This window comes from Halobellus sp. (assembly GCF_042218505.1).
Classification (GTDB): Archaea; Halobacteriota; Halobacteria; order Halobacteriales; family Haloferacaceae; genus Haloquadratum.
In genome coordinates, this window is sequence record NZ_JBDGQZ010000037.1 from 34,585 (window position 1) to 48,591 (window position 14,007).

A 14,007-nucleotide genomic window follows, 5' to 3' on the forward strand; every position below is an offset into this window, starting at 1 on the left:
TGGTGGTACAGGCACTAAACTGACCGCTAAACATAGATAGACTACCAAAATGAGTACGAACGAACTCCCACAGAGCGCAGGCACAGTCATCATCGGCGCTGGAATCGTCGGCAGTTCCCTCGCGGGCGAACTGGCCGAGCGCGGCCGAGACGATATTCTGCTCATCGACAAGGGACCGCTGTCGGATCCCGGCGGTTCGACCGGCCACGCGTCAAACTTCATCTTCCCGGTCGACCACAGCAAGGATATGACCCAGCTGACCTCCGACAGCCGGGACATCTACCGCGAGTTCGACACCTTCACCAACTCCGGCGGGATCGAGGTCGCCCGGACCGAAGCGCGGATGGAGGAGCTGAAGCGACGCGTCGTCTCCGCGAAGTCCTTCGGCGAGGAGGCCGAACTCCTCACGCCCGAGGAAGTCGAGGAACTCGTCCCCTATCTCAACACCGACATCATCAAGGGCGGCTTCTACAGTCCGGGCGCGGGCACGTGTGATCCGCTCCGCGCCGGCGAACTCTATCGGCAGCAGGCGGAGGACAGAGACGCGCTGAGCACAGCCGCCAATACCGAGGTTACCGACCTCCACGTCGAAGGCGGCGAAATCCGGGCCGTCGAAACCGACGCCGGCACGGTCCAGGCCGGCGAAGTCATCATCGCCGCCGGGCTGTGGAGCCCCAAGATTGCGGATATGGCCGGCGTCGACATCCCGCTGTCGCCGGCAGTCCACCAGATGGTCTCAGTCGGCCCCATCGAGCGCTTCGAGGACGGTGAGGGCGAGATCAACTATCCGGTCGTCCGCGATATGGACACCCAGATGTACGAGCGCCAGCATGGCAACGACATCGAGGTCGGCTCCTACGAGCACCGGCCGATCCTCTGGGACGTCGAGGACGTGCCCTCCATCGAGGAGGCGCCGCTCTCGCCGACCCAGCCGCCGCTGACCGAGGACGCCTTCGAGCAGTCGATGGAGCACGCGCTCGAAATCATCCCGGACGTGCTCGACGACCCGGACGCCGGGATCCGTCACTCCATCGACGGACTCCTCTCTGTCACCCCTGACGGCCACCCGCTTCTGGGTCCGATCCCGGAGGTCGACGGCCTGTGGTCGTGCGCCGCTATCTGGATCAAAGAGGCGCCCGCGATCGCCCGTGAGGTCTCGAAGTGGATGACCAAGGGGCACCCCGACATCGACATCGTCGCCCACGACCACGTCGCCCGCTTCGACGAGTACGGCGAGACCAGAGCGTTCGTCAAGACCCGCGGGGCCGAAGGCTTCGAGAAGACCTACGGTATCGTCCACCCGCGCGAGCAGTGGCAGTCCACCCGTCCCCTGCGGACGAGCGCGTTCTACAACCGGCAGGAGGATCTCGACGCGGAGTTCTTCGAGGCCGGCGGCTGGGAGCGCCCGCGGTGGTACGAATCGAACGCGGACCTCGTGGAGAAGTACAGCGACGAGATCGAAGACCTGCAGCGCCCCAACGAGTGGGACAGCCGCTGGTGGTCCGACATCATCCTCGCCGAGCACCTCCATATGCGCGACAACGTCGGGATGATCGGCGACACCGGCTTCGGGATCTTCGACATCGTCGGCGACGACGCAATGGAGAATATGCAGCAGATCTGCGTCGCGGAGATGAACGTCGACGTTGGCGAGTCCGCCTACACGCCGGTGCTGGCACCGAACGCCGGCTTCGTGTCAGACCTCACGGTCGCCCGACTCGGGAAGAATCACTACCGCGTCATCACCGGCGGCGCACACGCCGGCCAGGACAAGACGTGGTTCCAGAACCACCTCGATGGCGACGTCGAGCTTATCGGTCGTTCCTCGGAGCTGTCCACGCTCGGCGTCTGGGGGCCCAACGCCCAGGAACTGCTGAACGATCTCGCCGAAGAGGAGATGTCGACGGACACCTTCGACTTCGCGGAGATGAAGGAGGTCACCATCGGTCCGGTGCGAGTCCAGGCCTTCCGGATCTCCTACGTCGGCGAGTACGGCTGGGAACTGTACGTCTCGATGGACCAGGGTCAGAAGCTCTGGGACACCATCTACGAGGCCGGGCAAGAGTACGACATCCGTCCGGTCGGGACCGGCGTCTACGGTGAGACCGGTCGGATGGAGAAGAGTTACCGGCTGATGGGTGCGGAACTCGAAATCGACTACAACCCCGCCGAGGCCGGTCTGACGTTCCACGGCGTCAAGGACGCCGACTTCGTCGGCAAGGAGGCGTACGCCGAAGCCATCGAAGCGGAGAACGCGGCCACGCTGTGTACCCTTTCGGTGACGGACCACGCACCGGACGGCGGCGAACCGCGGTTCATGACGGGTGGGGAACCGATCCTCGACCAGAATGGCGACGTCCTGATCGACGACGAGGGTCGGCGCTCGTACGTCACCTCCGCCGGGACGGGCCCGTCGGTCGGCAAGCACCTCCTGCTCTCGTACCTGCCACAGGAGTACGCGAGCGAGGGCGAGGAACTGCAGGTCGAGTACTTCGGCCAGCACTACCCCGTCGAGGTCGAGGTCGTCGGACACGGCGGCGTCTTCGACCCCGAGGGCGACCGCCTGTTCCGTAACGACTACTGAACGGCGTCCGGACGCGGATCCGGACACGCGGCGGGCGACGAACCGATCCACCGGTCGCCCGTCCGAACCATCACGCGACACAGGATTCACACACGTATGGAAGTACTCACAGCTATCAAGCGCGTGCCCGAGACGGGCGCAAAGATCGTATTGACCGATGATAAGCGGGACATCGACACCAGTTCGCTGGGGTTCACGTTCAGCCCGCACGAGGAGTGCGCCGTCGAGGAGGGCGTGCAGTTGGTCGAAGAGCACGGCGGCACGATGACCGCACTCACCCTCGGAGAGGAGGACGCGACCGAGCAACTTCGTTCGGCCATCGCGATGGGGGCCGACGACGGGTTGCTGCTCCCGACAGACGGCGGCGAGTGGGGTCCGAAAGCGACCGCCACCGCCATCGCGACCGCCGTCGAATCGCAGAAGCCCGACTTCGACCTGTTCCTCTTCGGGAACGAGTCCGCCGACACGGCCAACCACCAGGTGGGCGTGCGCGTCGCAGAGCAACTGGACGTGCCGTGTGTCACCGGGATCAAAGATCTCGAAGTCGACGGCGACACCGTCGTCGCGAAGCGTGAGATCCCCGGTGGGGCCGAAGTTTATGAGGTCGATCTTCCGGCCGTGATAACGGTCAAGGAAGGCCTCAACGAGCCGCGATACCCCTCGATGCGAGCGAAGATGCAGGCCCGGAAAGCCTCCGTCGACCAGGTCGAACCGGCGTCCACCGAAGAGGGTCTCGAACTGATCGAACTCGAAGTCCCCGAAGCCGACGACAGTCCCGCCGAGATTCTCGGTGACAGCCCCGAGGCGGCGGGCGAAGTCGTCGATGTCCTTGAGGAACTGGAGGTGCTATAACATTGGTACTCACGTTAGTCGAACACGATAGCGGTGCTGTCGACGACAATTCGCTCGAAGCGCTCACCCTGGCCCGCGAGGTCGCGGCCGACGCAGGCGAAGCGCTGGAAGTCATCGCTTTCGGCCCCGAGGCTGGGGGCATCGCGGACGAAGTCGGTGCCCACGGCGCGGAGGTCGTCAACGTGGTCGACCACGTCGACCTCGACGACTACGCGCCCGAGGCGTACGCCCGGGCTGTGATCCAGTGCGCAAAGGAGACTGGCACGGAAGCGGTTATGGCACCCGGCACGGACCGCGGATCGGAAATCCTCGCTCACGCCGGCGCGAAACTCGGCGAGACGATGGCCGCGGAGGTTACTGCGGTCGACGTCGGCGACACCTACGAACTGACGCGGCAGCGCTGGGGCGGTACGCTCATCGAGCATTCGGACCTCGATGCCGACACCAACCTGCTCACGGTCGCGCCCAACGAGGTTTCGGCGAGCGAGACCGGCGACGGTCCGGCCGCCGTCAGCGAGTTCACGCCCGAACTCGAGGACAGCGACCTCCGCGTCCAGTTGACGGAGGTGGAAGAATCCGACGTCGAGGGCGTTCCGCTCGCGGAAGCGCGGGTCGTCGTCTCCGGCGGCCGCGGGACCGACGGCGACTTCTCGGAGATCGAGGCGTTCGCCGACTACCTCCCCAACACAGCCGTCGGGTCCTCACGCGCTGCGGTCAACGAGGGCTGGCGGCCGCACGACGATCAGATCGGTCAGACGGGGAACAAGATCGCCCCAGAGATCTACATCGCCTGTGGCATCAGCGGTGCCGTCCAGCATATGGTCGGCTGTAAGGGCGCCGAGAACATCCTCGCGGTCAACACCGACCCCGAGGCGGCGATCATCCAGAAGGCCGACTGGGCCGTCACGGCCGATCTCCACGAGGTTCTGCCGGCCGTCACCGACGAACTCGAGAACCGCGGCCACAGTTAACGGGGCAACCCCCCGTACAGTTTCCCACCAGATTACGTATCGGTCCCGAAAGTAACTTTTGGCTGATTCGCTGTCGTATGTTGATATAATCGACGGATCGTTATCCTACTTATTAGTACCTCGAACACGTACAGTAGAGCGCACTATGACATTACCTGGTACGATCGACCTAAGTACCGTGCTCTTGCAGGCGACACAGAGCGACGCGTTCACACAAATCCAAAACGATGTGCTGTTGAACTCGTCGCTGTGGATCAACATCGCGCTCGCCGGAGTGTCGATCCTCCTCTTCGTGTATATGGGTCGGAACGTTTCGGCGGGCCGCGCCCGCCTGATCTGGGCGGCGACGCTCCTGATCCCGCTGGTATCGATATCGAGTTACCTGGGACTCGCCTCCGGACTGACCGTCGGATTCATCGAGATGCCCGCGGGTCACGCCCTGGCTGGTGAGGAAGTGATGAGCCAGTGGGGCCGCTATCTCACGTGGGCGCTCTCGACGCCGATGATCCTCCTCGCACTCGGATTGTTGGCTGACGTCGACACCGGGAGCATCTTCACCGTCATCGCGGCCGACATCGGGATGTGTGTCACCGGCCTCGCCGCCGCGCTGATCACCTCCTCGTACCTGTTCCGTTGGCTGTTCTACGCGGTCAGTTGTGCGTTCTTCGTCGTGGTCCTCTACGCCCTCGTGGCGGAGTGGCCCGACTCGGCCGAGAACGCAGGGACCGGCGAAATCTTCAGTACACTGCGCGCACTGACGATCGTGCTGTGGCTCGGCTACCCGATTATCTGGGCCATCGGTGTCGAGGGACTCGCCGTCGTCCAGTCGGTGGGCCTCACCTCGTGGGGGTACTCGGCGCTCGATGTCCTCGCGAAGTACGTGTTCTCGTTCCTGCTCCTGCGGTGGGTGGCGGCCAACGAGCGAGTGGTCTCCGCCACCAGTGGAATGAGTTCGACGCTCGGCGACGACTGACCGAGGCAGGTTCGGCCGCTCCGCGGCCATTCGGCCGAGATCCGCTCTCGCTGTGATATTTTGTCACTGCATCGACAATAGTGAGGGCGTAGTCTGCGCTGCGGGTGAATAACTGGACGGGTTGGACAACCTCTGAGCGACCGTCAGGCCGCCGAGCAGTAGCCACGCGGCAACACGTCTCAGCGGACGCTTCCCGTCCGGACCCGCCGGACGGGTCACTCCTGGGTGACGCTGATATTCCGGACCTTGTTGCCGCAGTTGGGACAGGATCCGGGATGATCGTTCGCAGAGAGGCGACTGCCGCAGCCGTAACACTCGTAGATACTGTCTTCCTGGGTGCCGAACAGTTCGGTGAACACCCCGACGACGGTTTCGACCTCACGGTCCAGTTCTCCGGCGAGGGCCTCGACGAGATCGGTCGTCGTAATGATGCCGTCGATACGTCCGTCCGCCGTCACCGGAAGCCGTTTGACGCTGTGCTCGTTCATCGCCTCGACGGCCTTTCGGATCGGCTCAGTGCCGTCGATAGCCACGGGCCGTGTCGTCATCAGTTCGCTGATCGGTGTCTCCTCGACGTCGACTCCCTGGCGGATCCCCTCGACGAGATCGGTCTTTGTCACGATCCCTGGCGGTTGGTCCTCGACGACCACCGATCCGATCCCCTCCGACCGCAGGGTGTCAGCAGCCTCGCGTACAGTACACGCCGGGTCTACGGTCGTCACCTCCGAGGACATCGCCGTTCGTGTCTCACTGCCGAGATCGACCATACACTACGATAACAGAGAGCACAGTATTAACGCTACGGGCACAGTAACGTCGAATTTGATCGTCGAGTCCCGTCAGGTCGGACTCATTCCCGGTGCGTTGATAGAGCCATCAGTCGTCTGCGGCCCGCGTCACGTCTTCGACTTCGTATCCGCCGTCCTCGATCGCGTTCACGATGCCCGCGGCGTGCTCTGCCCCGCTCGTCATCACGGTGAACACCAGATACGCCTCGCCGACCTCCAGGTCTGCGACCGACCGGTCGTGGCGAACATTGTGGATGTTCGCTCCCTGATCGGCGATGATCCCGGAGATCTCCTCCATCTTGCCCGGCCGGTCGTCGATCCGGACGCGGAGACGGATCCGCTGTTTCCGCTGGGTCAGCGCGTGGACGAGCACGGTCTGAAGTTGTTCCATATCGAGGTTCCCGCCGCAGAGCAGCGGCATCACCGTCTCGCCACTCACGTCGAGATCGTCGCTCAGCATCGCCGCCACCGAGGCCGCACCCGCGCCCTCGACGACCTGCTTCGCGCGCTTCATTAACAGGAGGATCGCGCGGGCGATCTCAGTATCGGTAACGGTGACAACCTGGTCGACGTTCGCCCGAATGCAGCGGAACGTTTTCTCTGAGATGCCCCCGGTCGCGATACCGTCGGCGATGGTATCGACCTCGTCGAGGGTGACTGGCATCCCTTTGTCGAGGCTCTCGTGGACCGTCTCTGCCCCAGTCGCCTGAACGCCCACGACGCGCGTCCCCGGCGAGAGGTGTTTCAACGCCGTCGAGATTCCGCTGATCAGTCCCCCGCCACCGATAGGGACGATCACCGTGTCGGCGTCCGGGAGGTCGTGGTACATCTCCGTGCCTAAGGTGCCCTGACCCGCGATGATGTCGGCGTCGTCGTAGGCGTGGACGAATTCGGCGTCGGTCTCCTCAACAGCGGCCTGCGCGTGCGACATCGTCTCCTGAAAATCTTTGCCCACCAGTTCGACGGTCGCCCCGTAGCTCCGCGTGGCGTCGACTTTCGCCTGCGGCGCGTCGGTCGGCATATAGATCGTCGAGTTCGCGCCACACTTCGTGGCAGCCAGCGCGACGCCCTGCGCGTGGTTGCCGGCGCTGGCGGCGACGAAGTCGGTGACGCCGTTTTGGACCTCCTGACTGATCTTGTTGTAGGCACCACGGGTCTTGAACGACCCTGTCCACTGGAGATGCTCCATCTTCAGGTGGACCTCGGCGTCGACGAGTTTGCCGAGCGACGTGCTCTCTTCGACCGGCGTCTGCTTGACGACGGTCTCGTCGTCGAGTCGTTCGCGTGCACGTTCGATGTCAACGTACTGCACGGCCAGTTCGTCCGCGTCGGGGTCGGTGGATTCAGATTCTGTCATCGTCCTGGTGGGTGGATCGGCCCGTTGGTCAGTGATCGAACGGGAATCGTGGGGGTCGGTCTCGCTATCGGATGATCTTCTCGCGGCCGGGGTCGAACAGCGGTTCGTCCCGGACGGTCGCGTCGTACAGTTCGCCCTCACATCGGACCTGCACGTCCGTTCCGGCCTCGGTGTACTCAGACGGGAGGTACGTGTAGGCGATCGATTCACCGATCGTGTAGCCGAAGTCGGCGGCCTGGACGTACCCCTGCGGTTCGCCGTCGACGAAAACGGGGCGACCCGACAGGAGGATGTCCGTGGAGTCGTCAAGCGTGATCGGCGTGATCTCGGTGTCGACGCCCTCGGCCTTCGCCGCTTCGAGTGCGTCCTTGCCGACGAAGTCGGTGTCGAGATCGACCGCGAAACCGAGGCCCGCCTCGTAGGGGTTGGAGTCGGTGTCGATGTCGGTGCCCCAGAGTCGGTAGCCCTTCTCCAGGCGCATCGATTCCAGCGCGCCGCCGCCCATCGGTCGAACGTCCAGGTCCCTACCGGCCTCCCGAAGCGTCTTCCAGAGGCGCTGGCCGTATTCGGACGGTGCCCACAGTTCCCAGCCCAGTTCGCCGACGTAGGAGACGCGGAGTGCGATCACGGGCACCTCTCCGACGTAGATCTGCTTGGCACTAAAGAACGGGAAGGCCTCGTTAGAGAGATCGACGTCGGTACAGCGCTGGAGCAGGAGTCGGGATTTCGGCCCCCACAGGCCGATGGTGCTCTTTGCACCCTCTTCAACGGTCACGGAGACAGTCTCGGGGGCGTGATCCTCGAGCCAACCGCCGTGGATGCCGGGCGAGTTGCCGCCACCGGTGGTGACCATATACTCCTCCTCGTCGAGTCTGACGACGGTCACGTCGGCGAGAATGCCGCCGCCCTCGTTCAGCAGGAGGGAGTAGCGCACGTCACCGACGTCGATGTCGATGTCGTTGCTGCACATCCGCTGGAGGAAGTTGCCGGCGTCTGCGCCCTCGATCATAATCGAACTAAACGAGGTCATATCGAACATCGAGACCGCGTCGCGGGTGTGAAGATGCTCGGCGGCCTCGATCTCCGAGCGGTTGATCGACTGCCAGCCGTCCTGGTCGGGGATCTGAGCCTCGTACTCCTCGACGAGGTCGGCGTTCGAGTCGTACCACTGCGCGGACTCCCAGCCGCCGGACTGGTAGAACTCCGCGCCCAGTTCCTTCTGCTGGTGGTAGAACGGACTCGTCCGGAGACCGCGGTGCGTGTCAGGCTGCCACCGCGGTTCGACGATGCTGTAGACCTGGCGGTAGCGCGTCGCACCCTTGTCGACGAAGTAGTCCTTCTCGCCCGCGTGAGGACTGAACCGGCGGACGTGGACGCCGCCGGTGTCGACCGGCCCGGACGGGAGCCGCGGCACGCCGTTCTCCATCCACTCGGCGAGGATCTTCCCATAGCCGCCGGAGTGCGTCCACCAGATGGCGAGCGCGCTCCAGAGGCCGTCGACGTGGGTCGGCCCGATGGCGGGCATCCCGTCGGGAGTGAACACGAAGATGCCGTTCTCGGTCGCCTCGTACTCGACATCTTTCGTGGCGGGCAGCAGTTCGTCGAACGCCTGCTTCGGGGACTTCTCGCGGTCCGGGTGGGTGGCTTTCTCCCAGTGTTCGCTAGTGAAACTGTGAACTGACGCCTGGCTGTCCTCGGTGTTTTTGCCCATCGCGTCGGGGTCGACCGAGAGGGTCTCGTGGTTGTACGATCCGAGCCCGATCGAGTCCCCGTGGGTCCGGAAGTACAGCGAGTTGTCCTGGTCGCGGCCGACCGGTCGGTGCGGTCCCTCGCTCATATACTCCTGGATGTCGCTGTTCCCCGGAACCTCCAGCCCCTCAGTGTTGTTGCCGACGTTGGAGTCGGCTCCCGCGAGTTCTTCGAGGGCTTCGGTGACGACGTACTGGTGCTCGACCGGCGCAATCGGGAGGTCGAGATCGGCCATCTGCGCCGTCTGGTAGCCCCAGTTGTTAGTTGCGATAACGCAACGGTCGCAGTCGATCGTTCCGCGGTCGGTCTCGACCGCGCCGACAGACCCGCCGCTGACGTCGAGGTCGGTCACCTCGACGTTGCCGTAGAAGTCGGCGGCATCGCTCTTGGCGATGTACCACTGTAGGGCCGCGATGCCGTCCACACGGCCGTCGGTCGGCGAGTAATATCCGCCGAGGATCTCGTCCTCGTTGACGAGGGGAAGATGCTCGGTGACTTCCTCCGGCGAGAGCAGTTGCGGCTCCGGAAGGCCGTAGGACTCCGCCCACTCGACCCGGCGGCGGAGGAAGTCCATCCGGTCTTCGCTGCGGGCGAGTTCGATCCCGCCCACTTCGGCGTAAACGCCCGCGTCCGAGAGAAGACGGCTGGTGTAGTAGGCCGCTTTGGTCTGGATCTTCGAGGGCGACGTCTGAAACATAATCCCCGGGGCGTGAACCGACGACCCGCCGGTGACGGGAAGTGGGCCCTGATCAACGACGACGACGTCCTCGGCACCAACTTCGCTGAGATGATACGCGACGCTACAGCCGACCGCGCCGGCTCCAATGACGACGGTTTCCGCCTGTGATGGGAGGTCTGCACTCATTGTTCCTGTCTCTCGGTGACTCTGTCACGGGCATAAAGACAACGGTGGCCGTTCGCCTCCCGACAACAAAGAGGCGTTTACCGGAGCAAAAGCGGGAGATAGCCTCTTCTTGTCGGTCAGCCAAAAACTAGTCTCGCGCCCTCGTGTGCGCGAACCACAGTCTGACAGTCTGGCGATACGACGGGGCAGCAGCGGTCCCTGCTCGTTACGTGAGCGGTTCCTCACGCACGGTCGCAGCGTACCGCTCGCCCTCGTACAGGATCTCCACTTTGGTCCCCGGTTCGGCGTGCTGGGGCGGGAGGTAGGTGTAGGCGACACACGCGCCCACCGTGTAGCCGTACTCCGCGCTGTGGACGTATCCGAGTGCGTCCCCGCCGTCAGGCGCGAACACCGGGCGGTGTGGCAGGATCGTCTCGCTCTCGTCGTCGAGCGTCAGGCAGGCGACTTCCTGGCTCGGTTCGCCGCCGTCGGCGACCGCCGCCACCGAGTCCGAGAGGGCGTCCTTGCCGATGAAGTCGGTGTCGGTGTCGACGGCCCAACCGAGGCCCGCCTCGTATGGGTCGTGCTCGGTGTGGAGATCCTGCCCCCACAGCCGGAAGCCCTTCTCGATGCGGAGCGCGTTGAGCGCGCCGTTTCCGTACGGGCGCAGCCCGTACGCTTCGCCGGCTTCGAGGAGATACTCCCAGAGGCGCTCGCCGTACTCCGAGGGCGTGTACAGTTCCCAGCCGAGTTCGCCGGCGTAGGACACGCGGAGCGCACGGACAGGAATGTTCTTCACGAAGAACTCCTGGCTGCTGAAGAACGGGAAGGCCTCGTCGGAGAGGTCGACGTCAGTGACCTCCGAGAGCACCTTCCGAGCGTTGGGGCCCGTGCACACCATCGCGGCGAGACTGGAGGTCACGTCGTTGACGACGACGTCGTCGGGCGAGTGCGCTCGAACCCAGGCGACGTGGTTGTTTCCGACCTCTCGGCCCGTCGTCAGGAGGAGGTAGCGGTCCTCGTCGGTGCGGGTGACCGTAATGTCGGCCCGGACGCCGCCGGCGTCGTTACACATCAGCGTGTACTTCACGTCGCCGACCGCGAGGTCCATATCGTTCGTACAGAGCCGCTGGACGAACGCACCGGCGTCGCTCCCGACGACCTCGATCTTGTTGAACGAGGTCATATCGTGGAGGCCGACGTTCTCGCGGACGTTCAGCGCCTCCGCGCCCTCGATCGGTGACCAGTACTTGCCGGTCCACTCGTCGCGGTCGGGGATCTGATCCTCGTACTTCTCGACGAGGTCTGCGTTGGACTCGAACCACTGCGGTTCTTCCCAGCCCGCTTCGGCCCACAGTTCGGCATCGAGTTCCTTGTGGGAGTGATACATCGGCGTCCGGCGGACGTCCCGCTGGTTCTCCGTCCAGACCCACTTGGGGTGCATCACGTTGTAGACGATGCGGTACTCCTCCGCGCCGATGTCGCGGGTGAAGTCCCAACTGCCCTCGTGTTCGTCGAAGCGGTTGACGTCGCAGTGCGCCAGGTCCATCGGCTCGCCGTCGAGTTGCGGGACGCCGGTCTCCATCCACTGGGCGAGGGCGCGCATCGCCCCGCCTGCGTGTGTAACCCAGATTGCCGTCGCGGTCCAGAGGCCGTCGTACTGCTCGACGGGACCGAGGATCGGCAACCCGTTCGGCGACTCCGAGAACATCCCGTTGTACTTGAAGTCCAGATTCGCGCCGTCGGTGGCGGGCAGGAGTTCGTCGCTGGCCTGTCGCGGCGCCTTGTCCGGCCGGTCCGGGTGCGTCGCAGTGTTCATATGCTGCTCGGTGAACTCGTGGACGGAACCCTGCTCGCCGTCGGGGTCGTTGCCGCCGAGTTCCTGCGGATCGGGGACGATCGGCTCGTGGTTGTACGAACCGATCCCGTAAGAATCGCCGTGGGTGCGGAAGTACATCGCGTTGTCTTGGTCCCGGAGGATCGGTCGGTCCGGGCCCACGAGCAGTCGCGTTGCCTTCTCGCCGGAGACGTTCTCGTAGTTCTCGAAGAGGGGGTGGTCGGTGACGTCGACCGCGCTCTCTGCGAGTTCCGGGAGCGACTCGGTCATCGTGTACTGGTGCTCGACCGGTGCGACCGGGAGGTGAACACCGAGTTTCTCGCCCAACTGCCGCGCCCAGATGTTCGTGGCGACCACGACTTCGTCGCACTCGATCTCCCCGCGCTCCGTGACGACGCTCTGGACCGCGCCACCGGTGGTCTCGACGTCTTCCGTGCGCGTGTGCGGCACGAACGTCGCGCCGCGGTCGATTGCTTCCCGGGCGAGGGCGTCGCAGGCGACGACGCCAGAGACCTGTCCGTCGGACGGCGAGTAGTACCCGCCGAGGATCTGCTCGTCGTCAACCAGCGGCAGATGCTCGGTGACTTCTTCGGGCGAGAGCAACTGTGGGTCATCGATACCCCACGCTTCAGCGTGCTCGACGCGCCGTTGAAGGAAGTCCATCCGCTCTTCGGACCGCGCGACTTCGATGCCGCCGACTTCGTTGTAGGCCTGCTGGCCGTCGGCCCCTTCGAGATCCGAGTAAACGCGACGGCTGTAATCGGCGAACTGCGAGAGTTCCTTCGATTCCGCGGTCTGGAACATAATCCCCGGTGCGTGCGTCGAGGACCCGCCAGTCGTGGGCATCGGCCCCTGGTCCACGACGACGACGTCCTCACGCCCCAGTTGCGTCAACTGGTACGCGAGGTTACAGCCGACGATGCCAGCGCCGACGATGACAGTTCCCGCTTGCTCCGGTAAGTCTTCAGTTGCATCCATAGGTTATATCGCCTCTTGGCGTGGACGACAAAATACGTGTCGCGGCAAGACGGTGAGCGACCCCATTGACGAAATAAATCAGGACGTGCGGCCTCGAATAATCAATTTTCTAATATTTCGTGGATTACCCCGGCGGATCACTCCGTCGCGCGAGGTCCCGGATCGCGGTCGCGGATCGCATCGAGAAGGTCACACAGCGCGGTCGCCGAGCGATCGAGCAGTTCCTCGCCCAGGTCCGCGCTGGACTCGCTGGGGTCGCCGACGACGCCGTTGTCGGTGAATTCGTGAGAGTCGACCGCGAGGTTGACTCGTCCTTGCCACTCGCCCCAGCCGTCGCTTCCGTCCGCGGCGGCGGCTCCCAGTCGGTCCTCGTGAACCGTCTCGGGAGCCGCGTGGCGAAGCATCGAGGTTTCGAGCGGGCCGGCGTGGCCCATCTCGGCGCTGTGGTCGCCGACTTCGTCGAACCAGGTGAACGGGATCGCGAAGGCGTCGTCGTGGCGGACAATCCGCGCCGTCACCTCCCGGAGCGCGGCGATGTTTCCGCCGTGGCCGTTGACGACGGCCACCCGATCCCACCCGTGAGAGGCGAGACTGCCGACTACGTCGCGGACGTACGAGCGGAACGTGTCCTCGCTCGTCCAGAGCGTTCCCGCGAACTGGCGGTGTTCCTCGGCGATGCCCACGGGGATGGCGGGCGCGACGACGACCGGATCCGCGTACTGCCCGGCGGCGGCCTCGGCGACGGCCTCCGCGTCCAGTGTGTCGGTTCCGAGCGGCGCGTGCGGGCCGTGCTGTTCGGTGCTGCCGACCGGCAGGAGGGCGAGATGCGTCTCTGCGGCCTCGGCGTCGGTCCACGTGGTCTCTTCGAGGTGCATACCGGATGCGTGGCTCAGGGAACTGATAAACGTACGGACCGACCGGAGTGAGGGTTTATATCCGAAGACGGGGCCAGGGTCGCCGTGCAGTGAGACCCACCCCGCGTCGGGCCGCGCTTGCTCGGCACGCCGATGCGGGTTCGACGACGCGTGCCGACTGTCCGCCTCATCCACGGCCCTACCGGTCGACGCGTCGCTG

9 protein-coding genes are annotated in these 14,007 nt (G+C 64.6%); 4 read left to right on the forward strand and 5 right to left on the reverse strand.

Annotation, left to right across the window (positions count from 1 at the left end; all coding sequences use genetic code 11):
• Nucleotides 1-49 precede the first annotated feature (49 nt).
• The 4 genes from ABEI27_RS10435 to ABEI27_RS10450 all read left to right on the forward strand — a co-directional run bounded on the left by ABEI27_RS10435 (nt 50) and on the right by ABEI27_RS10450 (nt 5,380).
• The gene (locus tag ABEI27_RS10435) at nt 50-2,584 is read left to right on the forward strand and encodes an FAD-dependent oxidoreductase (RefSeq protein ID WP_375799344.1); all 2,535 of its coding nucleotides are present in this window, start codon (nt 50-52) and stop codon (nt 2,582-2,584) included.
• A gap of 96 nt (nt 2,585-2,680) precedes the next feature.
• The gene (locus ABEI27_RS10440; protein ID WP_375799345.1) at nt 2,681-3,436 is read left to right on the forward strand and encodes an electron transfer flavoprotein subunit beta/FixA family protein; all 756 of its coding nucleotides are present in this window, start codon (nt 2,681-2,683) and stop codon (nt 3,434-3,436) included.
• A 2-nt stretch (nt 3,437-3,438) separates the two neighbouring features.
• Nucleotides 3,439-4,407, forward strand: coding sequence for an electron transfer flavoprotein subunit alpha/FixB family protein (locus ABEI27_RS10445; RefSeq protein ID WP_375799346.1), 969 nt, complete (start codon nt 3,439-3,441; stop codon nt 4,405-4,407).
• 145 nt (nt 4,408-4,552) lie between these two features.
• Nucleotides 4,553-5,380, forward strand: coding sequence for a bacteriorhodopsin (locus ABEI27_RS10450; RefSeq protein ID WP_375799347.1), 828 nt, complete (start codon nt 4,553-4,555; stop codon nt 5,378-5,380).
• 215 nt (nt 5,381-5,595) lie between these two features.
• Here the strand turns inward: ABEI27_RS10450 and ABEI27_RS10455 are convergent, their stop codons facing one another.
• The 5 genes from ABEI27_RS10455 to ABEI27_RS10475 all read right to left on the reverse strand — a co-directional run bounded on the left by ABEI27_RS10455 (nt 5,596) and on the right by ABEI27_RS10475 (nt 13,808).
• Complete coding sequence (locus ABEI27_RS10455; protein WP_375799348.1) at nt 5,596-6,147, reverse strand: rubrerythrin-like domain-containing protein; 552 nt, start codon at nt 6,145-6,147, stop codon at nt 5,596-5,598.
• Nucleotides 6,148-6,256: 109 nt separating this feature from the next.
• Nucleotides 6,257-7,525, reverse strand: a complete 1,269-nt coding sequence (gene ilvA, locus ABEI27_RS10460) for a threonine ammonia-lyase (RefSeq protein WP_375799349.1) — start codon at nt 7,523-7,525, stop codon at nt 6,257-6,259.
• Between the two features lie 64 nt (nt 7,526-7,589).
• Nucleotides 7,590-10,139 carry an FAD-dependent oxidoreductase gene (locus ABEI27_RS10465; protein ID WP_375799350.1) on the reverse strand — a complete coding sequence of 850 codons (2,550 nt, stop codon included), beginning with the start codon at nt 10,137-10,139 and terminating at the stop codon, nt 7,590-7,592.
• Nucleotides 10,140-10,344: 205 nt separating this feature from the next.
• A complete protein-coding gene (locus ABEI27_RS10470) occupies nt 10,345-12,933 on the reverse strand; it encodes an FAD-dependent oxidoreductase (protein ID WP_375799351.1) in 2,589 nt (862 codons plus the stop codon).
• 137 nt (nt 12,934-13,070) lie between these two features.
• Nucleotides 13,071-13,808 carry a creatininase family protein gene (locus ABEI27_RS10475; RefSeq protein WP_375799352.1) on the reverse strand — a complete coding sequence of 246 codons (738 nt, stop codon included), beginning with the start codon at nt 13,806-13,808 and terminating at the stop codon, nt 13,071-13,073.
• Between the last annotated feature and the right edge of the window lie 199 nt (nt 13,809-14,007).

Excerpts from the sequence above, each read along its gene's own strand:
- ABEI27_RS10435 (WP_375799344.1), top strand. The coding sequence starts at position 50 with ATGAGTACGAACGAACTCCCACAGAGCGCAGGCACAGTCATCATCGGC.
- ABEI27_RS10440 (WP_375799345.1), top strand. The coding sequence starts at position 2,681 with ATGGAAGTACTCACAGCTATCAAGCGCGTGCCCGAGACGGGCGCAAAG.
- ABEI27_RS10450 (WP_375799347.1), top strand. The coding sequence starts at position 4,553 with ATGACATTACCTGGTACGATCGACCTAAGTACCGTGCTCTTGCAGGCG.
- ABEI27_RS10455 (WP_375799348.1), bottom strand. The coding sequence starts at position 6,147 with ATGGTCGATCTCGGCAGTGAGACACGAACGGCGATGTCCTCGGAGGTG.
- ilvA (WP_375799349.1), bottom strand. The coding sequence starts at position 7,525 with ATGACAGAATCTGAATCCACCGACCCCGACGCGGACGAACTGGCCGTG.
- ABEI27_RS10465 (WP_375799350.1), bottom strand. The coding sequence starts at position 10,139 with ATGAGTGCAGACCTCCCATCACAGGCGGAAACCGTCGTCATTGGAGCC.
- ABEI27_RS10470 (WP_375799351.1), bottom strand. The coding sequence starts at position 12,933 with ATGGATGCAACTGAAGACTTACCGGAGCAAGCGGGAACTGTCATCGTC.
- ABEI27_RS10475 (WP_375799352.1), bottom strand. The coding sequence starts at position 13,808 with ATGCACCTCGAAGAGACCACGTGGACCGACGCCGAGGCCGCAGAGACG.